General features: G+C 68.6%; 23 protein-coding genes. 6 read left to right on the forward strand and 17 right to left on the reverse strand.

Annotation, left to right across the window (positions count from 1 at the left end):
* On the forward strand, positions 1-955 hold a 955-nt coding region (locus BM372_RS20660; RefSeq protein ID WP_177235966.1), incomplete at its 5' end, for a cadherin-like domain-containing protein.
* Here the strand turns inward: BM372_RS20660 and BM372_RS20665 are convergent.
* Positions 952-1,095 (reverse strand): hypothetical protein, encoded by a 144-nt coding sequence (locus tag BM372_RS20665; RefSeq protein ID WP_177235967.1) that lies wholly within the window; start codon positions 1,093-1,095, stop codon positions 952-954. The genes BM372_RS20660 and BM372_RS20665 overlap by 4 nt on opposite strands.
* Before the next feature lie 80 nt (positions 1,096-1,175).
* On the opposite strand from BM372_RS20665, the gene BM372_RS11010 reads away from it, so the two are divergent.
* Positions 1,176-1,820: a nucleoside/nucleotide kinase family protein gene (locus BM372_RS11010; RefSeq protein WP_090955139.1), complete on the forward strand. Its 645-nt coding sequence runs from the start codon at positions 1,176-1,178 to the stop codon at positions 1,818-1,820.
* Positions 1,821-1,886: 66 nt separating this feature from the next.
* On the opposite strand, the gene BM372_RS11015 is transcribed toward BM372_RS11010, so the two are convergent.
* On the reverse strand, positions 1,887-2,261 hold the full coding sequence (locus BM372_RS11015; RefSeq protein WP_143111461.1) for a hypothetical protein: 375 nt from the start codon (positions 2,259-2,261) through the stop codon (positions 1,887-1,889).
* A gap of 89 nt (positions 2,262-2,350) precedes the next feature.
* The gene (gene ligD / locus BM372_RS11020) at positions 2,351-3,373 is read right to left on the reverse strand and encodes a non-homologous end-joining DNA ligase (RefSeq protein ID WP_090955144.1); all 1,023 of its coding nucleotides are present in this window, start codon (positions 3,371-3,373) and stop codon (positions 2,351-2,353) included.
* Positions 3,374-3,487: 114 nt separating this feature from the next.
* Here ligD and BM372_RS11025 point away from each other — a divergent pair, with 114 nt between their 5' ends.
* Complete coding sequence (locus tag BM372_RS11025; protein ID WP_090955146.1) at positions 3,488-4,177, forward strand: alpha/beta hydrolase family protein; 690 nt, start codon at positions 3,488-3,490, stop codon at positions 4,175-4,177.
* On the opposite strand, the gene BM372_RS11030 is transcribed toward BM372_RS11025, so the two are convergent.
* Together BM372_RS11030 and BM372_RS11035 are read right to left on the reverse strand one after the other, a co-directional pair.
* Complete coding sequence (locus BM372_RS11030; protein WP_218160868.1) at positions 4,174-5,397, reverse strand: macrolide family glycosyltransferase; 1,224 nt, start codon at positions 5,395-5,397, stop codon at positions 4,174-4,176. The genes BM372_RS11025 and BM372_RS11030 overlap by 4 nt on opposite strands.
* A gap of 181 nt (positions 5,398-5,578) precedes the next feature.
* Positions 5,579-6,046 (reverse strand): MarR family winged helix-turn-helix transcriptional regulator, encoded by a 468-nt coding sequence (locus BM372_RS11035; protein ID WP_090955150.1) that lies wholly within the window; start codon positions 6,044-6,046, stop codon positions 5,579-5,581.
* Between the two features lie 174 nt (positions 6,047-6,220).
* Here BM372_RS11035 and BM372_RS11040 point away from each other — a divergent pair, with 174 nt between their 5' ends.
* The gene (locus BM372_RS11040) at positions 6,221-6,868 is read left to right on the forward strand and encodes a hypothetical protein (protein WP_218160869.1); all 648 of its coding nucleotides are present in this window, start codon (positions 6,221-6,223) and stop codon (positions 6,866-6,868) included.
* On the opposite strand, the gene BM372_RS11045 is transcribed toward BM372_RS11040, so the two are convergent.
* Positions 6,849-7,061, reverse strand: coding sequence for a hypothetical protein (locus BM372_RS11045; RefSeq protein WP_256214201.1), 213 nt, complete (start codon positions 7,059-7,061; stop codon positions 6,849-6,851). The two genes, BM372_RS11040 and BM372_RS11045, sit on opposite strands and share 20 nt — an antisense overlap.
* A 324-nt stretch (positions 7,062-7,385) precedes the next feature.
* Complete coding sequence (hrpB, locus tag BM372_RS11050) at positions 7,386-10,088, reverse strand: ATP-dependent helicase HrpB (protein WP_090955153.1); 2,703 nt, start codon at positions 10,086-10,088, stop codon at positions 7,386-7,388.
* Positions 10,089-10,477: 389 nt separating this feature from the next.
* On the opposite strand from hrpB, the gene BM372_RS11055 reads away from it, so the two are divergent.
* Complete coding sequence (locus BM372_RS11055; protein ID WP_090955155.1) at positions 10,478-10,744, forward strand: hypothetical protein; 267 nt, start codon at positions 10,478-10,480, stop codon at positions 10,742-10,744.
* 19 nt (positions 10,745-10,763) lie between these two features.
* On the opposite strand, the gene BM372_RS11060 is transcribed toward BM372_RS11055, so the two are convergent.
* Together BM372_RS11060 and BM372_RS20670 are read right to left on the reverse strand one after the other, a co-directional pair.
* Positions 10,764-11,108, reverse strand: coding sequence for a YegP family protein (locus BM372_RS11060; RefSeq protein ID WP_090955157.1), 345 nt, complete (start codon positions 11,106-11,108; stop codon positions 10,764-10,766).
* 280 nt (positions 11,109-11,388) lie between these two features.
* On the reverse strand, positions 11,389-11,544 hold the full coding sequence (locus tag BM372_RS20670; protein WP_177235968.1) for a hypothetical protein: 156 nt from the start codon (positions 11,542-11,544) through the stop codon (positions 11,389-11,391).
* Between the two features lie 272 nt (positions 11,545-11,816).
* On the opposite strand from BM372_RS20670, the gene BM372_RS11065 reads away from it, so the two are divergent.
* Positions 11,817-12,887: a quercetin 2,3-dioxygenase gene (locus BM372_RS11065; RefSeq protein ID WP_090955159.1), complete on the forward strand. Its 1,071-nt coding sequence runs from the start codon at positions 11,817-11,819 to the stop codon at positions 12,885-12,887.
* An 87-nt stretch (positions 12,888-12,974) separates the two neighbouring features.
* Here the strand turns inward: BM372_RS11065 and BM372_RS11070 are convergent, their stop codons facing one another.
* The 8 genes from BM372_RS11070 to BM372_RS20675 form a co-directional block, all read right to left on the reverse strand.
* Complete coding sequence (locus BM372_RS11070) at positions 12,975-14,213, reverse strand: DUF3500 domain-containing protein (RefSeq protein ID WP_090955161.1); 1,239 nt, start codon at positions 14,211-14,213, stop codon at positions 12,975-12,977.
* The gene (locus BM372_RS11075; protein WP_090955163.1) at positions 14,191-15,984 is read right to left on the reverse strand and encodes an FAD-dependent monooxygenase; all 1,794 of its coding nucleotides are present in this window, start codon (positions 15,982-15,984) and stop codon (positions 14,191-14,193) included. The genes BM372_RS11070 and BM372_RS11075 overlap by 23 nt, the downstream gene beginning before the upstream one ends.
* Entirely contained in the window at positions 15,984-16,847 is an 864-nt protein-coding gene (locus BM372_RS11080; RefSeq protein ID WP_090955165.1) for a fumarylacetoacetate hydrolase family protein, read from the reverse strand. Before BM372_RS11080 ends, BM372_RS11075 begins: the two co-directional genes overlap by 1 nt.
* Positions 16,848-16,993: 146 nt before the next feature.
* Positions 16,994-17,887 carry an alpha/beta hydrolase gene (locus BM372_RS11085; RefSeq protein ID WP_090955167.1) on the reverse strand — a complete coding sequence of 298 codons (894 nt, stop codon included), beginning with the start codon at positions 17,885-17,887 and terminating at the stop codon, positions 16,994-16,996.
* A gap of 261 nt (positions 17,888-18,148) precedes the next feature.
* Entirely contained in the window at positions 18,149-19,120 is a 972-nt protein-coding gene (locus tag BM372_RS11090) for an alpha/beta hydrolase (protein ID WP_090955169.1), read from the reverse strand.
* On the reverse strand, positions 19,117-20,130 hold the full coding sequence (locus tag BM372_RS11095) for an alpha/beta hydrolase (RefSeq protein ID WP_090955171.1): 1,014 nt from the start codon (positions 20,128-20,130) through the stop codon (positions 19,117-19,119). Before BM372_RS11095 ends, BM372_RS11090 begins: the two co-directional genes overlap by 4 nt.
* Entirely contained in the window at positions 20,127-22,853 is a 2,727-nt protein-coding gene (locus tag BM372_RS11100; protein ID WP_090955173.1) for an alpha-L-rhamnosidase, read from the reverse strand. The genes BM372_RS11095 and BM372_RS11100 overlap by 4 nt, the downstream gene beginning before the upstream one ends.
* Entirely contained in the window at positions 22,850-23,068 is a 219-nt protein-coding gene (locus tag BM372_RS20675; protein WP_177235969.1) for a hypothetical protein, read from the reverse strand. Before BM372_RS20675 ends, BM372_RS11100 begins: the two co-directional genes overlap by 4 nt.
* Positions 23,069-23,136 lie beyond the last annotated feature (68 nt).

Genomic DNA, 23,136 nt, shown 5'->3' on the forward strand with positions numbered 1-23,136 from the left:
GGCCGGAGCGACGGCGTCCGCCACCGTCCGGCTCACCGTGACCGCACCCGCACCGACGGTCGCGGCGGTCGATGACGCGGGATCCACCGCGTCCGAGACGGCGCTCACCGTCCCGGCCCCGGGAGTGCTGGGCAACGACACCGGGACCGGGCTGACCGTCACGGCCTGGTCCCAGCCAAGCCACGGTACCGTGAGCATGACGGCCCCGGGCGGATACACCTACACGCCCGCGGCCGGCTTCTCCGGAGCGGACACCTTCACCTACACGGTCACCGACACGGCCGGAGCGACGGCGTCCGCCACCGTCCGGCTCACCGTGACCGCACCGGCCGTTGTCGCTCGTGACACGTTCACGCGCACCGTCAGCGGCGGCTGGGGCATCGCCGATCTGGGCGGCACCTGGACGCCAACCAACACGGCGCTCAGCGTAGACGGCCAGCGCGGCGTGCTGAGCCTCTCCGCCGGGCAGACCCGCCAGGTGCTCCTCAGCAGCGTCAGCAAAACGGACACGGACACCACGGCTACGGTCCGGCTGGGGGCCGCACCGGGGGGAAGCGGAGCGTACGCCAGCCTCGTGGCGCGCCGGGTAGCCCCAACGGTCGAGTACCGCGGAACTGCCAGGGTGCGGGCGAGCGGCGCGGTGAGCGTAATCATCTATCGGATGAACGGTTCCCAGCCCGAGACGATCATAGGACAGGAGGTCTCAGTTCCGGGTTTGTCCGCTGCGCCGGGGGCAACGCTCTCGCTCCGGTTGAGAGCGACCGGCGCCAGTCCCACAACGCTTAGCCTCACCGTATGGCAGTCCGGTTCCACCGAGCCGTCGCCCCAGGTGACGGCGAGCGACAGCACCGCAGCCCTTCAGGCGCCCGGCGTGACCGGGATTACCGCGGCACTATCGTCCACCAGCGGGTCAACTGTCATCCGGTTCAGCTTCGACGACCTCGTCATTCACTAATGGGCTCGCGTAGGCGTCACGGACGACGACATGGCCGGTTCCTGGTCGTCGTCAGCGTCTACCCATGCCGTGAAGTCCTTCAGCGACATGAAGCAGTAGTAGTCGCAGTACCGTAGGTTCTTCTTCTCCGACTTGCTCATGCTATTAATTCGCGGCGACGGCGGCCGCGGATGGCACGGGAATGATTTCGAATACCACCGGCGAACATAGAATCAAAACGATGACGAAAACCACAACCAGCCTGGAAGCCTTGATCGGGCGGGCGACAGAGCTTGCATGCACCGGCAGACGGGAAATACTCGGCATCGCCGGCGCCCCCGGCGCTGGGAAATCGACCCTCGCGGCGCAACTCGTCGCAGCGCTCGGAACCGACCGCGCCGTCCTGGTACCCATGGACGGGTTCCACCTCGCCAACGCCTTGCTGATCGAACGCGGACTCCGACAGGTCAAAGGATCCATAGAGACCTTCGACGACGCCGGTTACGCAACCCTGCTCGAACGCATCAGAAACCAGCAGCCCCCGGAAACCATCTACGCACCGCACTTCGACCGCAGTCTCGAAGAACCCATCGCCGGCGCGATTCCCGTCTACGCACATACTCCCCTAGTCATCACCGAAGGCAACTACCTGCTCTCCGACGAGGGCCAGTGGCCGCGGGCCCGGACCGCGCTCTCCGAAACCTGGTATCTGGAGCCTCACGAAGACACTCGGCGGCAACGGCTCATCCGGCGCCACATGGCGCATGGAAAGAACGAACACGAGGCGCGACACTGGGCGCTCGGATCCGATGAACGGAACGCCAAGATGATCCATGGGACCGCGGGCAAAGCCGACAGGACCATCAGAATGGCGTCCACTTCCTAGCCCACCCGGGCTGCCTGGCCGGCGCACCCGGTAACAATCACCACCGTGCCCAGAGGCTGCCGGGGCTCAGCCCGACAACGCTCTCCAGCGCCGGAACTGGACGGCCAACCAGACCGTGCAGGCGATCGGCAGCAGAGGAATCACCGGCCGACCTATGGCCACGAGGACCACAACGAGGGCCCAAAGCAATCCGGTGATGATGCCGACCGAGATCAATGATTTGCGGGTCACCGGGTAGGACGGCAGGTCGATGCCTTCGTCGCGGAGTCGTTGGGTTTCCTTTACGGCGGACCGAATAAGGGGGCCGAAGACGGCGGCCAGCGCGACGACGGCAAGTATGGATTGCCACGGTTCGGGAATGCCGGCCGCGCGCAACACGGAACCCAGAAGGAGGAACCATAAAAGTCCCCAGCCAACGAGCCGTCTGCGCTTCGGCGGCATTCCCTCTAAGGAATCCGACGGCCAGGATTGCCACTCATACCTAATGTTGTCGCTCTCGTTCCCCCTGGCCACGCCCAAGGACTGCCCGCTCAGCCCTTCCTCCGCGCCCGGCTGGGCTGCACCCGCGGCGGTTCTCCGGGCATCTTCGGAAAGTCTGGCGGGAACGGCAGCTCACTGAGGCCTGCCTCCAGGTCCCTCTCCCACCATTCCAGGAGAAGACCGACCGTGCCTGGGCTCGAATGCATGCCGGCCCACGGATCACCGGAAGCTTTGAGCCGCTCCGGCACCGTAACAATGGTGAAGGCCTGCGGATCGACGGCGTCCAACTCCTCCCAGCGGATCGGACACGACACCGTGGCCTTGGCAAGGGCACGGGGGCTGTAGGCGCCGGCTATGGTGCGGTCGCGGTTCGCCTGGTTGAAGTCAACGAAAATGCGGGAGCCACGTTCTTCCTTCCACCACGCGGTGGTGACCTGTTCGGGCAGCCGGCGCTCCAGTTCACGTGCTGCTGCGATGACGGCGTGGCGCACGTCCAGGAACTCCCGGGTCGGCTCGATCGGGGCATAGACGTGCAGCCCCCGGTTGCCCGAGGTCTTGATGAAGGCCTCGAGCCCGCCCTCGGCGAGGACGCGGCGCAATTCCTTGGCGACCGGCACCGCCTCGGCGAACCCGGTGCCCGGTTGCGGATCGAGGTCAATGCGCAGCTGGTCCGGATTGTCCGGATTGTCGGCGCGGGAAGCCCAGGGGTGGAACACCACCGTATTCATCTGCACCGCCCACACTGCGGCGGCGATTTCCTCAAAGACCAACTGGGGATGCGAGCGTGCGCTGGGATAGGCGACGTCGACCGCACCGACAAAATCCGGCGCACCCTTGGGCGGGTTCTTGGAGAAGAACTGTTCGCCGTCGACGGTGTCCTTGAACCGCTGGAGTGTTACTGGCCGGCCGCCGTTCGCCGCCATGAAGGCGTCCCCGACGTCCACTATGTAGCGGGCCAAATCCAGCTTGGTGAGTCCCACGGCGGGCCAAACAACCCGGCCCGGGCTGGACACCCTTAGCTCCCGGTCCCCGTGCGGACCGCTGACAGTGAGGTGAACTTCTTCCTTGGCCATGGGGACAACGTACCCTCCTGACGTGGGCAAATGAAGACCGCGCGGCGCGCCGAGTTGCCATCGACGACAAGTCGCGGCGAAGCGCACAAGCCCCTGACCCGGCATGATGGAACCATGACCAGCCCCGAATCCCCCGTCACCATAGACGTCGGCGATGCCACCGTCTCCGGCGTCTTCGCCGACCCCGGCGGCGCGTTCGCCACCCTGGTTGTGGCCCACGGTGCCGGGGCGGGAATGGACCACCCGTTCCTGCAGGGCTTCACGCGGGCCCTCAACTCCTTGGGCGTCGCCACGCTGCGGTTCAACTTCCCGTACCGGGAGGCCGGCAAGAAGTTCCCGGACAGGCCGCCGGCCGCCATCGCTGCCTGGCGGGCGGCGATGGACGCAGCCGCGTCCCGGTCCGGCCCCCGGCCGTTGTGGGCCGCCGGGAAGTCCTTCGGCGGCCGAATGGCCTCAATGGCAGTGGCGGAAGGCATGCCCGCCGCCGGGCTGGTCTACCTGGGTTACCCGCTGCACCCGCCGGGAAAACCGGAAAAACTCCGCGATGAGCACCTCTATGGGCTGCCCCTGCCGATGCTCTTCCTGCAGGGCACGCGCGACACCTTCGCCACCCCGGAACTGCTGGAGGCAGTGGCTGGGCGGATCGGGTCCTCTGCGACCGTTGAGTGGTGCGAGGGCGGCGATCACTCGTTTGCCGTTGCCGGCACCAAGCGCAGCGCGGAGGATACGGGGGCGTCGCTGGCGGCGTCGGTCGCGGCGTTCATGAAGGCGCACGGCGAGAATTCGGACGTCATTTCCTCCTAGCCGAGGTTCCCGAACCGGCCCACCACGTCGTGCACACGCGCCTCGATGGCGTCGGCGGCAGCCGGAGCCCCTCCCGCAGTGCGGACAACCTCGCTCATCGCGGCCACGTTCCGCCGGACCTCGTCGCCGACATGGAGCGCGTCGGCCCCGGTCCGGAGCGCCTCCGGCGCGACGTCCTCTGGGGCAAGCTGGCGGCCGAGGCCGAGATCTGCAATCCTTCGGGCTGTCGCCGCCTGTTCCGGCTGCTGCGGCACGGCCAGCATGGGGACTGCGAAATAGAGCGCCTCCATGGTCGAATTCATGCCCGCGTGGGTGATGAAGACAGCTGTCCGGCGGAGCACTTGGAGTTGCGGGAAGAACGGCCGGATCCGGACATTCGACGGAATGGTGCCGAGCTCGGCCGGGCTGGTCTGTTCACCGACCGCCATGGCGACGTCCCAATCGCTGCCCCCGAAGGCCTCCAGGCACATCCGGAAGAAGTCCGGCCGGCGGTTCAGCGGACTGGTCCCAAGCGAGATGAAAAGCAGCGGCCCTGTTCCCTGAGGTGCCCAGTCGCCGTCGTGGTCCCGGCCGCCCACGTCCGGCCCCACAAACCGGAACCGGTCATCGAACGTCTCCCCCATGGGCTGGAACGCGCGGGGAAGGAACACGATGTTGAACGGCGCCGGCGGACCGTCAAATAGCCGTGGAGCCCGCACCCCTTGCTCGGCCGCGAACTCCGCCACCAGCCGGCCCATGGCCATCACGACTTTCGCCATCTCATCGGCGTCGCCCGGCGACGGGGCCGGCATCAGCGACCGCAGCGAAAAATGCTCGTTCGTGGCATAGGTCGGCATGAGGCCAATGGCCGGGGCACCGATCTTTTCCGCCGCCATGCTGCCGCTGAGCGTCATCGCATCGAAGCAGACGGCGTCCGGCGGGTCCTTCCGGAGCCGCTCCACCATGGCGGGAAAACTCGACCGGAGATCCTCGAATACCTTATTCATGACGGGCAGCATCAGTTGTGCACGTTCCCGCTGACCGGGCCCCAGGGCCGGCATGGACGCCAGCCAGTTTCCGCCGGAGGCATGGAAGGCCGCGCCGGCATTGCGGATCCGCGTTTCGAAGTCGGCCGACGTGAAATACGTGACCCGGTGACCGCGGCGGACAAGCTCAGCCACCAACGGCAGGGTCGGGTTCACGTGGCCATGGGCGGGAATGGAGACGAACGCAAAATGCATGGCCATCACTCTTCATCGCTTGGCTGTGGTCCCCGTGACTGGGTAAGTCCGGTTGGCCGGGGTCCGGTCTGAGCGGCGTCCCGTGTGCCTTGCAGTGCGCGGGCCCTGCGGCCGTGGGCGTCGTCCTCCTTCATCATGCCCCTGTTGCACGGCCGGCAACAGCGGAAGATGCGGAACCGCCCTAGCTGCCGGTGTTTTGGTGCAGATCGGGGTCGACGCTGTTGGCCGCGGCAAGGCGTGCAAGCAGGTCGTGGAGCTGCTCGGCTTGTTCTGGTGTCAGCGAGCCCAGCAGCTGGTCTTCGTGCTCCCGGACGGTCCGCCGGAGGGCCGCCAGAAGTTCCTGCCCGTTCCCGGTGAGCCGCAGTTCGTAGCTTCTGCGGTCCGCGCTGCTGCGCGTGCGCTCCACCAGGCCACGGGCTTCGAGGGAGTCGATGAGCGCCACGATCCTGCTCGGCACGGCGCCCAGCCGGTCCGCCAGGACGCGCTGGTTCAGTCCCGGTGTGCGGCCGAGCAGGCGAAGCACGCCGGCGTCCGCCGGGGTAAGTCCGAGTGTGCGGGTGCGTTCGGCAAACCGCGCCGAGGCCAGCGCGCCGAGCTGAGAGAGAAGGAACGCCGTGCGGTGCGGTCCCGCCGTGGTCGAGGGATCCATGCATCCACGATACCCCGTTGACAGAATCATTCACTAAGCGAATCATTATATTGTTGAATCGACCTGGGAGGTGAGTTCGGAATGAATGGTTCGTCCGCTCCGCGTGAGGTTGAGCCTGAAACGGCTGGCGCGCCCCGCCGGCCGTCCGGCCCCCACCCGGGAATCCTGGCGGTGGTGAGTTTGCTCCTGTTGCTGGCCGGCCTGGTCCTCACCGCCGTGCTGAGCGGGGGCCAGCAATTCGTGAGCCCGTTCGCTCCATCGGAGACCGTGGCAACGTTCTTCCGCGACAACCCGGTAGCCGTGCGCGTGGGGGCGATGCTGCAGTTCGGTTCCGCGGTGCCGCTGGGTATCTACGCCGCCACGGTGTACGCCCGGCAGCTCCGGCTCGGCGTGAGGGTGCCCGGGCCGGCCATCGCGTTCTTCGGCGGCATCACGGCATCCTTGATGCTGATGGTGTCGGCCATGCTCATCTGGGTGGTGAGCCGCCCGGAGATCAGTGTGGACGCGGTCCTGACCCATGCTTTGGCCTTCCTGGCCTTCATCACCGGCGGTGTTGGCTTTGCGACCGGGTTGGGGCTCCTCGTTGCCGGCATGGCAGTCCCCTTCCTCGTGCTGCGCCTGGCTCCGGGCTGGTTCGCCTGGGCTGGGCTTGTGCTGGCCGCAGCGGCCGAGCTGAGTTTCCTCTCGATGACAATCGAACCACTGCAGTTCCTCCTGCCGGTCGCCCGTTTCGGCGCCCTGGTGTGGCTGGTGGCGGCTGGCTTCGTGTTGCCCCGCACCCGCGCGGCAGCCAACCAGGCGGTCACCCGCGCTCGACGGTAAGCCCGTACGGGACCTCGGCGCTGACCGCCACCGTGAACAGTGTGTGGCTGTGTCGGGTGACGAGGACGCCGTGCCGGCGTTCCTGCATCGCCCTAGAGCGGGCGACGCCGACGGCGGCTTCCAGTTCGTCCGCGAGGAGGGCGACGTTCTCGGCCTCGATTTCCAGCACGAGGTCAGTTCTTGTCTTGATCATGGCGTGGTCCTTCCAAGGGGTCTGAGGCTCAAAGAGGGGGTGCACGCGCCGCGTCCGCCGTCCAGGGGCGGACTGGCTTACCGCCTCCCCGGCCGCCGCTGCCGTAGCGTTTTGGTGTGGCGGGCCGTGGGGACTAATTCACGGGAAGCTGTGCGGCCCGCTCGGCGGGCGGCCGCCGGCCGGATGAGTGCGGCGGGCGGAGGAAACGGGAGCGGTGCGCACGTCCCGGTTCTGCTTCCAGTGTGCGGCATGCGGTGTTTCATGCGGGTGAATACTGGATGCCTGGGCTGTGTCCGTTCGCGCAACGGGACTGGCCGTCCAGAACTAGCTTCGCGGCTTGGTCCGCGCCGTCGCCGTGGCGGTCCAAGGGTCTTCGGGCCAGGGATGCTTGGGGTAGCGGCCCCGCATTTCAGCCCGGACTTGGGCGTAGGGCCCGGACCAGAACGAGGCGAGGTCGTCCGTCACGGCCAGGGGCCGGCGGGCCGGAGAGAGCAGGTGGAAGAGCACCGGCACCCGCCCGTCCGCCAACCGCGGCGATTCGGCCCAGCCAAAGCACTCCTGCAGCTTGACCGCCACCACCGGCCTGCCGCCGTCTTCCACGTCCGGGTAATCGATCCGGATCTTTGATCCGCTGGGCACCTCCAGCGACTCGGGCACCAGCTCCGCCAGCCGGGCTGCGTCCGGCCAGGGCAGCAGCCGGCTCAGTGGTCCGGTGAGGTCGATCCCGGCGGTGGAAGCCCCACCAGCCAGCGCGGCGAGCTCCGGCGCGAGCCACTCGTCCAGCCGGGCCAGCAGCGCCGGTTCGGAGACGTCGGGCCAGGGTGCGCCAAGCTCCCGGCGCAGGAGGGCAAGACGGCGGCGCAAAGCCTCGGCCGCCGTCGACCATCCGATGGTCCCCAGCCCCTCGCTTGCGAGGGCGCGCGCCACGGCCGCGCGCCCCTCGTCAGCGGAGGGCCGAACCGGGGTGGACGAGAGCAGGATCGCGCCAAGGCGGCGCTCCCGCCGGGCCGTGACCCTGCCCTGGCTGAACTGCGCCTCGAGCGTCTCGGCCAGAAGGTGGCGGGCGGCCGCCGCGGCGGTGTCGGACGTCAGCGGCGCCGCCGAGCGGATGAGGGCTCCCGTGCCCGCGGCGTCGCGGCCCTGTGCGCGGGAGACCTCGGCCACGGCCAGCCACTCGTGCCCGGACAGGGCGCTGCCGGCCGGCAGCCCGGCCCGCGTCCCGGAGGTCAGCAGGTAGCGGTCCGGCCCGTCGCCGGAAACACGGCGCGCGACACGGTCGGGGAAGGCCAGCGCGACGACGAATCCAATCGCTTCCGCGGCGCCCACGGTCCCGGCAGCGGCTGAAGGCGCGACGCCGGACGACTCCTGGCGGGCGATACCCTCCATCCTCCGGACGTCCTCGGTCCAGCGCCGCGATCCGGGATCCCTTCCAGTCCGCAGCGCGGCCACCAGGCGGGTAAGGTCCGCTCCCGGGGCCCGCTGGTCCCCCGAGACCAGGGCCACGGCCTCGGCCGCCGTGCGGTGGCCCACCGTGGCGGCGCCGTCCAGCAAGGCGCGGGCTAGCCGAGGGTCCGTTGGGACCCGGGCCAGGGTCTTGCCCAACGCGGTCGCGAGGCCGTCCGGCGTCACGGCGCCGAGTTCCCGGAGCACTTCGACGGCCTCGTCCATCGCGGCCTGGGGCGGCGCATCCGGCAGGGCCAGGCCCTTGCCCCCGGGCGCGCCCCAACAGGCCAGAACCAGGGCGGCTCCGGCCAAATCTGCCGTGGCGATTTCCGGCGTCTGGTGGGCCGGCGCGGCGCCGAAAGTCCGCTGGTCATAGCAGCGGATCACCGTGCCCGGTCCCTGGCGTGCGGCGCGGCCGGCGCGTTGTTCTGCCGAGGCCCGGGAGCAGGACACCGTCACGAGGCCGGACATCCCGCGGTTAGCATCGCGTCGCGGCTCGCGTGACAGCCCGGAGTCGATGACCAGCCGAACCCCCGGGACAGTGAGGGAGGACTCGGCGAGCGCAGTGGAAACGATGATCCGCGCAGCCCCGCCCGGATCGCGTCCGGAGACGGCGCGGTCCTGCTCGGCCGGGCCAGCCTGGCCGTGGAGTTCGAGGACTTCTGCCCGGCTGCGGCCACGCAGTCTGGCCGCAACGTAGGAAACCTCCCACGCGCCAGGGACAAACACCAGGGCGTCAAGGTCCTGTCCGGCAGCAAGCGCGGCGGCGTGCCCGGCCGCGGCCGTGTCGGCCACGTGGTCAAGGAACGCCCGGGTCACGCCCCGTCCGTCCAGCCGGGGCGCCGCCGCGGGCGCCCACTTGACGTCGAGCGGGAACAGCGCGGAGGGACAGTCGATAACCGGCGCCGGGCCGCCGTCGTGGTTTCCGGCGGCCTCACCGGTCGGTGCGTCACCAACAACTTCCTCACCAAGCAGCGCGGCGAAGCGGGGCGCGTCAAGGGTCGCCGACATGGCGACGAGCGTGAGGTCGCCGCGCAGTTGGCGGACTTCGGTGAGCATGCCGAGGAGGAGGTCGGTCTCTAGCCCGCGTTCGTGGACCTCGTCCAGGACGACGGCGTCGGCGCCCTCAAGGCCGGGATCGGCCAGGAGGCGCCGCAGCAGAATGCCCGGGGTGACGAATTCAATCAAGGTCCCGGAACCGGTCTGGCGTTCCCCGCGGACCGTGTAGCCGACACGGTCACCGAGGCGGGTGCCGTCCAGGGCGGCCAGGCGCCTGGCGGCGGAACGGGCAGCCACCCGCCGCGGCTGGGTGACAACGATCCGGGGACGCCCGCTGCTTCCTCTGCCGTCTCCCCCGGCTCTGATGTTGGCGTTCGCGACATTGGCAAGCAGCGGCGGTACCAGGGTGGTCTTGCCGGTGCCGGGAGGCGCCTGCACCACCGCCGACGTTCCCGCTCCCCCGCCCTGCAGTGCCGCCGCGAGCTCCCCCAATGAGCCCGCGAAAGTCAGGCCGGCCCCGATCACGCCGAGGTTGAAGGGCCCCCGGGGGCCGGCTGGATCCAAGGGTGCGGTCGCGGAAGTCACGCCTCCATTGTCTCCGGAATTCTCTGCTGGCAATTCATTTGGTGGCGGTCCGTTGGGCGGCTCTACACACTCGCGCTGAGGATGGTCCGTTGGCGACGGAACGAATTTCGACACAGCGGATGTCAGTTGCCTGCACGTGGGTGGTCGCCGTCGGCGTCGCCGCCATCCTTGGTGTTGCTGTCCACGTGGCCACCTGGGTGGTGGCGCCCCGGGAGTCGACAACCACGCCTGCCCCGGCTCCCGTCCCTGCCCAATGGTCCGGCCGGGCTCCAGCGGGCTCGGCACCGCCCCGAGTAGCCTCGCGCGACGGTGGATGCAAACAAACCCGTTGGATTTGGCAGCACTAAAACGGGAGACTGGACTTGATCGATCGCGAAAGTGGGAACCACATGATCAGTCTCAGGCAGGACGCCGACGGCTTCATCCGCATGAACCGGCATTTCCCGGACAAAACGCTCATCAGCATCACGTTCACGGATGGCTCCGAACGGGTCTACTCCGGGCGCCGGCTCAACGGCATCTATGACGAGGCCCTGGCCGTCTACCGAGCACAGAACCACCTGGACGCCAAGGGGTTCTCGCGGGCGCCGAGGAAGACAGTCCATCCTGTGAACAGGATCGAGTTCGTTCCGGTTCACGCTGGCATGGACCCTTAAAGGCTAAACCCGGGACACGTCACCGCGATGGGGCAACTCCGATCGCGCCAGGACCGTGCGCCGGCCGGCGGAGGGCCCTGGCGCGGATGCGGAGGTCGTTGTCGTGCACTCGCCGGTCCACGCCGGTCGCCGGCGTGGAGGCCGCCCGTGGCCGCCGCGCCCCCGGACTTGCAGTTGTCTCGGCTGGGCACAAGTCGCTAATCAGCCCCATGCCTGCGTACTCACGGACAGCGCTGATGCCGGCAACGGCTTCCGGCTTGTCCGCAAATGCCTTGGACACGACTAGTACTGCCCCGTCCGGGGCCCTAAGCCTGAACCTGAAGTAGGCATCGGCATCTACGAAGAGTTCAAATGTGCCTGCCATGGGGTTCCTTCCGATTCGCGGGTCCCCTTCCGGGCGTCATTGCCACAGAGTAGAGGGGACAGCTTCGCCGCTGCTTGATGGTTTGTCTCGGGGGCTGAATGGATGACGTCAGCCTCTCTTATCAGTCTGGGTGTGGCCTTGAAACGCCCGCAAGGCCAAGCATGTAAATCCTGGGTAAACGGCCGTCCAACGGCCCGCGCACGGAAGCGGTCGCCGTCGAAACTAGCTAGGTCTAGATCCACATCGGTGCACCCTGAACAGTGCGCCTGTCACCATGCCGCTACAGCGGCGGCCAGTAGTCGGCGCAGTAGTCGCCCCGGCTGGCGGCCGGCGACACTTGAGGGCTGATCCCGTCCCAGCGCGAGGCGACGGTGCCCCTCCGTTCCGGCGGCTCCATCGCCGCCGTCTGGCCCGAGTCACCGGTTGTGACGGTCACAACTGCATCTTTGGACAACGTATCCCCCGTTTCTGGCTGTGAGGGCGCACCGGCTCGAATCAGGAACCGCCATGCGCCTCAAGCAACATTAGCCGCGGGGACCGACACCGAAACAGGGACTTTGGACCGTATCGGGGAACGCCGTCGGTGCCTAGGCGGTTCGGGAAAGCGGCTGAAGTCTTTCATCCATTGGAAACGGAGGTGGTCCAGGCGGGGAAACGGAGGCAGTCTTAGGGGCAGTCCGCGGTCCATTGACAGGAAAGAAGGCTCCGATGTCCCTCAGCGTTGAGGAAATAAGCAATCAGCTTCCGGTGGCGAATGCGCTGCCGGGCGAAGCTGTCCCCTATTACATGGCGTCGGGCGAGGGTGCCCGCTATGAGCTCAACGGCCAGCTGGTCACAGTAATCGCCCGCGCCGAAGACACCGGCGGGATTTTCAGCGCCGCCTACATTTCCGGCGGCATGGGGGCCGGATCTCCGTTTGTAACCCATACCGTGGAACACAAGACGCTGTACGTCTTCGACGGCATCCTGCACGTCTGGCTGCCGGGCGAGAGCCGCATCCTGACTCCAGGGGATTCCGTGGTGATTCCGCCGGGAACCCCGCACGCGTACCGGATGGCAAGCCATTACACGCGGTTCCTGAACTGGATGACCCCTGGCGGGGCCGAGGCCTACTACGAGCGCGTCGGCACCCCCATCGACTCCCACGTCCCCCCGGTCCGTGCCGGCCGGTCGGCCAGCCGTCAGGAGCAGGCGGAAGTGGGCGCCGAATTCGGCATCACGTTCGCTGATGTGGAGCGCGTGGCGCCGGCGTTCCGGCAGGACGCCGGACTGCCCGCCGCCCAGAGCCCGTATTTCCTCAGCGCCGGCGAAGGCGAGCGGATGGTCAGCTACCAGACCATGTTCACGTACCTGTCGCGGCCGGCGAACACCGGATCGAACTACTTCGCCGTTCACACCAAGGGGGCCAAGTCCCCGTACATCCCGCTGCACTTCCACTCGGAGCACACCGAAAACTTCCTCTGCACCGAGGGACGGATGTGGATCTACGCCAACGGCCGGGAGGTTCTGCTGACCAAGGGCGACTTCCTGCACGCTCCGGCGGGAACCATCCACTCCTTCGCCTTTGACTCGCACAACACGCAGATGATCGGTTTCCTCACGCCGTCGGTCTTCAACGGCTTCTTCGAGTACTTCAACAAGCCCACGGAGGACTACATGTACACCGAGGGCGGAGAGCCGTACATGGACATGGAGGGCTTCGGCCGGGCCCAGGCCGAGATGGACCTGACAGTGGTGGGTCCCCCGCCGCAGCGCCGAGCGGCCCTGGATATTTCCTAACCAGCAAAAGCAACGCGGGGTCACTTCCCGCCCAATTTCGAGGGGTTATTGGGCCGGAAGTGACCCCGCGTTGCTCTATTTAAGGGGTCAGTGGCTCTTTGCCTGGCGCACCAGCTCGCGGCCATAGTCGTTGCCGTTCGGGGTGCGGACCACGGTGTGCATGTGGAAGGGTGCGGGGGTGTCGTTGCTCAGAAAGACGCCGGTGTGGTGGTCGAGTTCCAGCACCACGACCGGGCTTTGCAGCCGGAAGTAAAACGCCTCCTGGTCCTCCCAGCCGCCGATCCAGCTGAAAAAGCTCTCGCCGTAGTTCTCCCGGATCTCCCGGCGCCGCGCGGCCCGCGGACCCTCGGGCAGGTAGGCGATGAAATCGTCCACCAGATCGTCCAGCACCGCCACGGCCTGCGCACGCATGTCGCTGACCCGGATGCCCTCATAGGGGATCACCCGGTTGTCCTGGAAGCATCCGCCGAGGTGGCGTTCGTCGCCGGGATGGATACGGCCTTCGGGCATGGCCGGATCCACCATCGCCGCGTACACAACGGCTTCCTTCCGGAGCGTTTCCGGCAATGCGCCCATGAGCTGCCGGGCCAAGCCGATCCGCTCCTTGAAAACCTTCACGCCCCGGTGCGGGCCGGCGTCGATCACGTCCGGCTCCGCGCCCAGGAACACCGGTGACATCACCAGCTGGGTCCCCGCCACGAGGCAATTGAACGCGGCGTGATGGCCGAAGAGCTGCCAGCCCCACGGCGCGGTCTCCGACGGCTCGCCGTACAGCGCGAAGTTGTAGCTGAACTCGTTCATCAGCAAGGGCAACTCCACCAGGTCCCCCAGGAAGCCGTTGATCCGCATAAGATTCCGGACCAGCGCAAAGCCCTCGGCGCTCAGGCTCGCCCCCATCACCGCTAGTGCTGCCTCGCGGACCGTCCCGTCCACCTCATCGAGGCGGAGGCCGGTGTCGTGCTGCAGGAATTCCGGGTTGGCCCAGCTTTGCCACTCTGGGGCGTCCACGGCATAGCTCAGCCGCAGGGCCTGCTCCGGCGTGAGGACCGACAACAGTTTCTGGGCGGCCGCTGCCATCTCCGCGGCCGGGGCCTCCTCCCCCGCGCGGGCAGCCCGGAGCGGAAACAGCCCGTCGCGGAGCACGCCGTCGCTGGTCACGCCGACAAATGGCTGCGGATACAGTTTCTGCCAGCCCTCAATCATCGGCCCGGCGAAGGCATCGGATTTGGCCGCCTCGGCGTATTCGCGGGCGTTCAGGCCGCGGATTTCCGCCACCCGCGGGTGGTCGGGAGTAAAGAGAAAATCACGGAATGACGGCACTGACACGGGCTTTCCTTTCGTGCTGATCCTGGGATTTGGCGCTGTCCGGAGCGGACGTCTGCGGCGCAGTCCAGCCGGCGGCCACGGCCAGGGCTGCCGCGGCGGCCTCCGCAGAGCTGCCCCGCCACGCGACGTGCTGGTCCGGACGGACCAGGACGGCGGCTGCTCCCCACAGTTCGGACGGCGGTGCCCCGTCGTCGGAGGGCCCGACGGCGGCAACGGTCACCGGAATGCCCTGCCGCGCCCCGGCGTCAAGGACCGGCACGAAGATCTGCTCTTCCGGCACTCCGCCCAGCGTCCCGGCGTCGGCCAGCAGCGTGAAGCCTTGGCCGAGCCTGCTGTACACGGACGTGCCGTCATCCAGCCACGCATGTGGGAGCAGGGCCCCCGGGCTCGCGGAGGGGACATACCGGATGGGGTCCTCGGCCGGGACCGGGTAACCGTCCGGCACCACCAGGGGTGACCCGCTGTACGCGTATCCCAGGACCAGGCCCAGAGAGTCGAACTCGCTCTGCTTCACGGCGAGGGCCTCGTGCGCCGCCTGCCGCGCCGCTTCTCCGTCTGGGCCGTCGGCAACCAGCCGCGGATCCGCGAAGTGGTAGGCAAGTGCTTCGCCGTTCGCCGCGGCTTCCCGGATGGTCCGCTCCGCCACGGGGCGGCGTTCACGTCCGTAGCTGTCCAGCAGCCCGGGGCCGGCCCATCCCTGCAGTGCGGCGGTAAGCTTCCACGCCAGGTTGGCGGCGTCGCCGATGCATGTGTTGAAGCCGTGGCCGCCCCACGGCGGGTTCAGATGGGCAGCATCGCCCACCAGGAAGATGCTGCCGCGGCTGTATTCGGGCGCCAGCAGCATCCGGGCGGTCCACGGATCCGTGGCTACCACCTCTACATCAATATTCACAGCCCGTGTCCCCACCAGCGAGCGGACCATGGCTGCCGCGTCGTCGGGACTGACAGCCGTCTGGGGGTCGACGCCCTGGACGATGGCCCACCAGGTGTCGGCGAGGTCCATCGGGCCCACCATGCCGGCTGTGTCGGCGCCGACCACCCAGTACTGGACCGCGGGGTCCAGGGTGATGGCGGAACCCAAGTCCCTGGAGCGGAACAGGATGCTGATGTTGGACAATGCCGCCGACCCGCCTTCGAGACGGAGGCCCAGGCTGCGGCGCACCGCGGACGAACCGCCGTCGGCCCCGATCACGAAGCCTGCGGTGACGCTTCGTGTCCGGCCGGAAGCGTCGGACACTTCTACGGTGACAGGCGTCCTGCCTGCGACGGCGGTACTGTCAACGGCGGACATGTCCACCGTCTCCACGGACCAGCCGGTGACCAGGGTGGCCAGCGGACTCCCGGCTACGGCCTCTCGGAGCACCTCTTCGAGGACCGGTTGCGGAACCTGTTGGCCGCACTCGGGCTGCGGGCCGTAGCGGCCGGGCACCAGCTGGAATGCCTGGCGGAATCTGTGCAGTTCGTGGGCGTCCTGGCCGGTGAGGCCGGTGCAGAAGAGGACGTCCTGGGCGTAGTCCACCGGCAGCGGGGCGGCGGCCCGGAGCGCGTCCGCCAGCCCCAGCCGGCGCAGGTGGGTCATGGTGCGCGCGTTGGTGGTCTTGGCCCGCGGCCGGGTGGGATCCACGGCGTCGCGGGGTTCAATGACCAGGCTGGCGATGCCGCGTTCGGCGAGGTCCAGGGCAAGGAAGAGCCCGCTGGGACCGCCGCCGGAGATCAGGACCTGCACCTCCCCGGGGATCTCATCAGGCAACGCGGACTGCCGAGTGACCATCAGGCACGGCTCCGGAGGGACGGATCGCCCACGGGGGTGACCAGGGTGCCGAGCCGCTCGATCTCCACCTCGACTGTGTCGCCGGGGTGCAGCAGCCACTGCGGGGTGCGCGCATAGCCCACGCCCTCGGGCGTTCCGGTGGCGATCACGTCGCCGGGGTGCAGGGTAAGGGTCTCGCTGATGAGCGAAATGATGGCCGGGACGGAGAAGATCATGTCCCGGGTGTTGCCGTTCTGGGCCTCGACGCCGTTCACCCTGGTCCGCACCTGCAGGCCGTCCCGGAGGTCGCCGGCCTCGTCGCGGCTCACGAGCGGTCCGAGGGGTCCGCTGAAGTCACCGTTTTTGCCCAGGGTCCACTGCGAGGTGAGTTTTTGGGCCCTGCGGGCGGTGATGTCGTTGAAGACGGAATAGCCAAAAACAGCCTCCGCCGCGGTGGCCTCGTCCGCCGATTCCACGCGCCGGCCGATGTACGCGGCAACTTCGCCTTCCCAGTCGAGGCCCGCTTCACCGGCAGGCACGGGCACCGGGACGTTGCCCACCGAGAGGGACGCCGTCCAGCGGCCGAACAGGGTGGGGTACGGCGGCAGTTCCTGGTCCTTGTAGCTGCCTTCGGCTGCGTGGGCCTTGTAGTTCAGGCCCACGCAGATGACCCGTGCGGAGGCGGGGACGAGCGGCACTTCCGTGACTGCGGCACGAGCCAGCTCCCCGGCGGCACCGGTGCCGGACGCCAAGGCGAGCGCTTTTTCCTGCCAGCCGGCGGGGTCGGCCCAAAAATCCTGGACGGGCGCCAGCGGGACCACCCGCGAGCCGAAGAGGGTCGCTGCCCATGCGCCGCCGTCGTGGTTGATGCCAATGAACTGCATGTGGTGGGCCTTTCTGGTGCCGCCAGGATTAGCGGGTGTTGGTGAGGGTTGATGGGTGGGCACGGCAATGGAAGGCCTGAGCCTGAAGGGTGTGTGGTTGAAGTCCGGCAAGGTTTGCGGCGGTGCAGATCCGCGGTGGTGCAGGGTCAGGGGGCGGGCGTGTCCGGCGCTTGCGACTGCCGCAGGAAGAAGGAAACTGTTGCTCCCATCGCCTTCTCGGCCGCGGCCTGGCTCTGGTCCGGCAGGGTCCACATGTGGTCCGCGTCGTCGATCAGCAGGAGTTCGACGTCGGCCCCTGCCCCTTCCAGCGCCGCTGCGAGCGACTCAGACTGGGCGGCGGGCACGAAGCGGTCGGCCGTTCCGTGTGCCAGGAAGAAGGGCGGGGCCGAGGCGCCGACATGGCTGATGGGGCTGGCGGCAGCGGCCTTCGCCGGCTCGTCCGCGAGCACGGCCCCGACCAGGAGTTCTTCGCGGGACCCGGGGGCGTCGGCCCGGGCGACGGCGTCGGGAAGGCTTTGTTCGGCCATCCGCCCCAGGTCGGTGGGCGGGTACCAGGCGGCCACCGCGGTGACGGAACTGTCCTCGGCGTTGGTGCCCGTGAGTCCCACGAGGCTGGCCAGATGACCGCCAGCCGAGTCGCCCCAGGCGTAGATCCGGGCCGGGTCGACGTTGTAGTCGGCGGCGTGGTCCCGCAGCCAGCGGACGGCAGCCTTCGCGTCATGCAGCTGGGCGGGAAAGAGCGCTTCCTGGCTGAGCCGGTAGTCGGCCGAGGCAACCACGAATCCGGCGTCGAGGAGCCGGTCGAAGGCACTGAGGCCGAGACCGTCCAGGACGGGACCGAGGGAGGACCTCTCCCCCGTGCGCCAGCCGCCGCCGTGGAAATGGGCGACGGCGGGCCGCGGAGCCTGGCTGTACGCCGGCGTCGGATCTGTGTCCATCAGCTGCGGGTCCGGCAGGTACAAATCCAGCAGCAGTCGGCGGGAGCCGCCGTCGCCCGTGCGGGCGAATTCGATGCCGCTCAGCACGCGACCATTCGTCATCGTCGACTCCTCTCCGTTCGCCGGGCCGGTTTCCGTGGCGGTCCGGCCTGTTCCCTAAGCCTGTCTCATTCCGGCGGGAGCACCTACCCGGGATTTCAATCATTGGAACGGCTTTGCGGAGGGTGCTTCGAAGCCGAACGTTCCTCGGGCGCCGGACGCCGATCAGAAGGTCATTGATCTGCTGAGCGGGCTCTACACCGGCCGAAGCGGTGAAAAGGCGGAGGCCCACTCATAGTCGTCGTGCACCTGGTCCGGGAGAGCTTACGGCGTCTTTACCGAGGCCAACTCCCCGGCCAGAAAATCCAGGGTCGGTTGTGCCTCCGGGCTTCCGGCGGCGTGGTTCAGATGCCCGTGAACGGCGCCTTCCGCGAGGAAGTACGACACCGGGACGCCGGCCCGCTGCAGGTTCGAGGCGAAGAGCTCGGCGGAGCCGCGCACGTCGTCGTACTCGCAGGCGATGATGGCGGTGGGCGGCAGACCCGACGGGTCGGCGTAACCGGGCATTGCGTAGGACGACGCCATCCCCACGGGTCCGCCCACATAGTTCTCCGCGTTCCGCAGGCAGTCCTCCAGGGTGAACCGGAGATGACGCGGCAGCATGGCCATCACGTCCTCATCCAACCCCTCCGCGGGCGGCGGAAGCTCGGCGTGCAGGAACGGATAGGCCAGCAGAAGTTTCGCCGGCAGCGGCTTTCCGGCGTCGATCAGGTACAGGGTGGCGCCCACGGCGAGGTTGCCGCCAGCACCTGCCCCGCCCAAGCAGAGCAGGTCCGGGTCCAGCCCCAGGCCCGCGGCGTTCCGACGGGCCCAGAACCAGGCGGTGAGGGCGTCGTCGTGCGGAACCGGGAAGCAGACCCCGTCCCGGGCGAGGTGGTATTCCACGGACAGCACGGGCGTTCCGGCCTCTGCCAGCACCCGGGCCAGATAGTCCGATTCGGGCATGTCCAGCCCGCCGCTGACGAAGCCCCCGCCGTGCAGCCAGACCAGTCCGGGCCCGGCCGGAGCGGACCCGGCCGGAGCGGCGGCTTCGCCGTAGATGCGGATCCGCACCGGCCCGTGCCGGCCAACGGCCGTGACCATGCGGAGGGGGACGTCCGGTCCCACGGGCGTGGCCTGCCCCGGGGTCAGCGTCTGCGGGCCCTCCGGCGCCGCCAGGTGCTGGGCAAAACCCGCATCCGGTGCCGCTCCCCCCTCTGCAGCGGAAGCGGAACGCCCGCCCTGCCGGGATGTCACGGCCGGCCAAGTTTCCGGGAGAAGTACGCGACAGCGGTGGCAAGGATGGTGTCCATCTGCTCTTCTGCGCCGAAGAAGCAGTGGTCGCCGCCCTCGATGGTGACCACCTCGTGCTCCACGCCGGCGTCGGCGAGCGCCGCTGCCAGGAGGTCGGTCTGGGTGTGCGGCACCAGCCCGTCGCTGTCGCCGTGGATCAACAGGAACGGCGGTGCGTCAGCCGTCACGTAGCTGACGGGGCTCGCTGCCGCCAGCAGCACCGGCTCGTCGGAGCCACCCACCAGCATGTGTTCGGGCTGAAGGGACATCCCCGCGGGGACTGCCGCCATCAGCGCGGCCGGGAACAACCCGGCCGGGGTGCTCATGGGCGGGATATCCACCAGTGAGGACACGCCGTAGAAGTCGACGACGGCGCTGACGGCGCTCGAGTGCCCCTGCGCGCCGAGTCCGCCGTCCAGGTCCTCCCGCTTTCCGGTCAGCCCCAGCAGTGCGACGAGGTGGCCGCCGGCAGATTCGCCCCAGGCTCCGATCCGGCCGGCGTCGATGCCGAGGACGTCAGCGAATTCGCGAAGGTAACGGACCGCGGCTTTCAGGTCGTGCAGCTGCGCCGGGAAAGGGGCCTCGAGGGAAAGCCGGTAATCGACTGTGGCACAGGCGATGCCCGCCTCGTTCAGGAGTCGGAAGACCGATTCCGGTGCGAACGTTGGCGGCAGTTCGCGGCGGTCCCCCAGCTGGAAGGCGCCGCCGTGGACCCATAGCACCAGCGGAACTGGCTCGGTTGCCCGGCGGGGAAGCCAGATATCCATTTTCAGCGGCCGGAAGCCGATGGCGCGGGCGTAGCTGAGTTCGCGGTGCACGGCGGAGACGTCCGAGACCTGTTCGGGGACGCCTGGGGCGTCGAAGGCGGGAAACGGCGGCACCTCCACCCCGCCGGGCCGCCCTAGGTCTTTCACCCAGGCAGGGTCCGGCGCTGAGATAGCGTTCAGGACGTCGGCGGCTTCGTTCACTGTCATGGCGTGCTCCTTGCGAGGGCAGGGAAAGGGACTGTGTTGCCTGCGCGGTCCGCGGACGGTGCGGCGGAGAACGTGTAGGTTCCGGGGCCGACGACGGCGGCGGGCTCGCCGGGCAGGCGGACTTCCGCGGTGGTGCCGGGAGGCACGGCGGCATTGAGCGTCAGCACGCCGTCGTCAATAATCCACTGCACGTCGATAACGCCTTGCGGGCCGCGGTGCGTTGTGCCGGCCGATGTCAGGCCGGCGCCGGGACGGGGTTCGATGATGATCCGCTCATACCCCGCACTGCCGGGCGCCTGCCGGAGCCCGGCCGTGTAGCGGTGCAGGAAGGAGACCACCGCGCCCTTGCTGTAGTGGTTCAGGGACTGGTGCGGGTTGCCGTCGCGGTCCAGCCCGTTCCACAGCTCCCACATGGTGGTGGCGCCGCGGTCCACCATGACCAGCCAGGACGGCTCCGAATCCTGCATGAGGAGCTCATACGCCAGGTCCTCCTCGCCGTGCTCAGCCAGGACCGGCAGCAGATACGGCGTGGACAGGAAGCCGGTGCCCACGTGGGTCCCGGCGGCCCTGATCAGTGAGACCAGCTGCCCGGTGACGGTTGCGCGGGCTTCCGGGCTGACCAGATCGAATGCCAGGGCGCGGACGCAGTTGGCCTGGCTGGGCTCGGTGACCCGTCCGTGAGAGTCCAGGTATTCCCTCTCCCAGGCCTGCCGGACGTTGGCCGAGAGTTCCTCCAGCGCCAGCGCGTCCTCCGGAAGTCCCAAGGCGCCCGCGATCCGTGCCATGATCGCCGTCGTGCTGCGGTAGTAGGCGGTGGCCACAATGCCGTGGTCGGCGGCGCGGGCGGCAAACAGATCCGGCTCGGGCCCGTCAGGCTCCATCCATTCCCCCCAGTGGAACCCGGTGTCCCAAAGGTACTTTTCATGCGGGACCGGAACCGGGCTGGCGGCTGCGCGGGAAGCATGCCGCCGGGACTCCGCGGTGGTCCGGACAAAGCCGAGCCAGCGGTTCATCGCCTCCCAGTTTTCGGCGAGGATCCCGATGTCCCCCGTGGCCAGGTACAGCTCCCACGGCACCATCACGATGGCGTCGCCCCAGCCAGCGGACCCGTTGACGAAGGCCATGAAGTCCGCGGCCGTGGTCTCCGGGCCGGGCGACGGCGAGATGTTGGCGATGACGCCGTTCTCCCACTGGTCCGCACGGACGTCCTTGAGCCACTTCCGCGAGAATCCAGGCACGTCGAAAAGGTACGCCGCTGTGGGCGCGAACAGCTGCCAGTCTCCGGTCCAGCCGGCCTTCTCCCGCTGCGGGCAGTCGGTGGGGACCTCGCAGGCGTTGTCCCGGAAGCTCCACTCGACGATCCCCTGCAGCTTGTTGAGCCGTTCGTCGCTGCAGGTGAAGGAGCCGATGCGGTCCAGATCGGTATGGACCAGGCAGCCCGCGATGTCGGCAGGCTGCAGATCCGCGGCGATGCCCTGCACCGACACATACCGGAAACCGTGCGTGGTGTGCCGGGGCTCGAAGACCTCGCCCGGCGCGCCGGAGGCCACCACCGAGTCAACCTGCCCTGCGCCCAGGAACTGGCCCGGGTGGCGGAAATCGTGCGGACGCAGGTGGTCCTGGGTCACGTCCCCGGCGGCGTCCACGGCCTCGCCGTACACAAGGGTGACGGTCTCGCCCGGTGCCCCGAGCCTGGTCAGCCGCACCCAGCCATGGATGTTCTGGCCGAAGTCCACCACCTGGTTGCCGTTGGCCAGGCGCCGGACGGAAACCGGTACGAGTTCGGCCACCACCCGCGTGGGCGGCGCCACCGGTCCGGTCAGGGTTGCAAGGCTGCAATGGCGTACGACGGCGGCGCTCGCCTTGCGTGCCCCGGCCTCCGGCACCCGGAAGTCGACCCGCTGGCCGGCCATGAGGTCGGCGCTGACGATTTCCGTCGGCGACACGGACCAGGACGCATCGGTGCCGATAACAACCGTCCGCCCATTTCCGGCCTGCACCTCCAGCTGCGCCAGAAACGCCGTGTGCGTCCCGTACATGTCGGCGTCGCGCGTGTACCCGAAAGTGCCGCGGTACCAGCCGTCCGTGAGGACGGCGCGGATCGTGTTGCTGCCCGGTTGCAGCAGGGCCGTGACGTCGTACATCTGGACCTGCAGGGTGGTGTGGTAGCTGGTGGAACCCGGGGTGAGCTGCTGGTCCCCCACGCGCTGGCCGTTGAGGAACAGTTCGTAGATCCCGTGGGCCGTGGCATAGGTCCGGGCCGAGTCGGCGGCGGCATCCAGGGTGAAGGTGGTGTGAAGTGCGTAGCCGGGACGCTCACCGGGGACCGGAACAACTGGCTCATCGGGGCCGATCCACTGGGCGGTCCAGTCGGAGGGCTGCAGGAGTCCCATCTCGACCGTCATGGCCTCGGACCAGCCGGACACGCTTTCGGTGCCGAAGGCGCCGGTGTTCGAGGCGCCGGTGTTCGAAGTGCCAGTGTTCCACGTGCGGACCTGCCATTCGAACCGGTCGCGGGAGGAGAGTGCCGGGCCGCTGTAGGGGATGCCGCCGTGCGCGGCGGACTCCACCCGGCCGGTGTCCCAGCCGTTGCTGGCTTTCAACTGGTAGGCCGTCTGCCGGACGGTGCCTTGCGGCGGCGTCCAGCCCAGCCGCGGTTCGGCGGTGGTGACCCCGAGAGCTTCCCGCAGGTGTTCGGCGCGGAGGCGGGTTGGCGCCGTCATGCAGACGCCCCCTGCGGGGAAATCCCGCTGACCCGAAGCCCGCCGACCCCAATCTCACTGACCCCAATCCCGCTGACCCCAATCCCGCTGACCCCAATCCCGCTGACCCCAATCCCGCTGACAAGGCGGGCGACCGGCGCCGCGGTTACCTTGTCTTCCAGCGGAAGGGCGAGGATGGCTTCTTCGACGTCGGCGTCAAAGCTCGTGGAGGTCATACGGCGGACTCCTGAAGGTTGGTTACCTGAACTTCCAGCATCGTTTCCGGCCGTCGGCCGTAACACGG

It is taken from the genome of Arthrobacter sp. ov118, from assembly GCF_900116495.1.
Classification (GTDB): Bacteria; Actinomycetota; Actinomycetes; order Actinomycetales; family Micrococcaceae; genus Arthrobacter.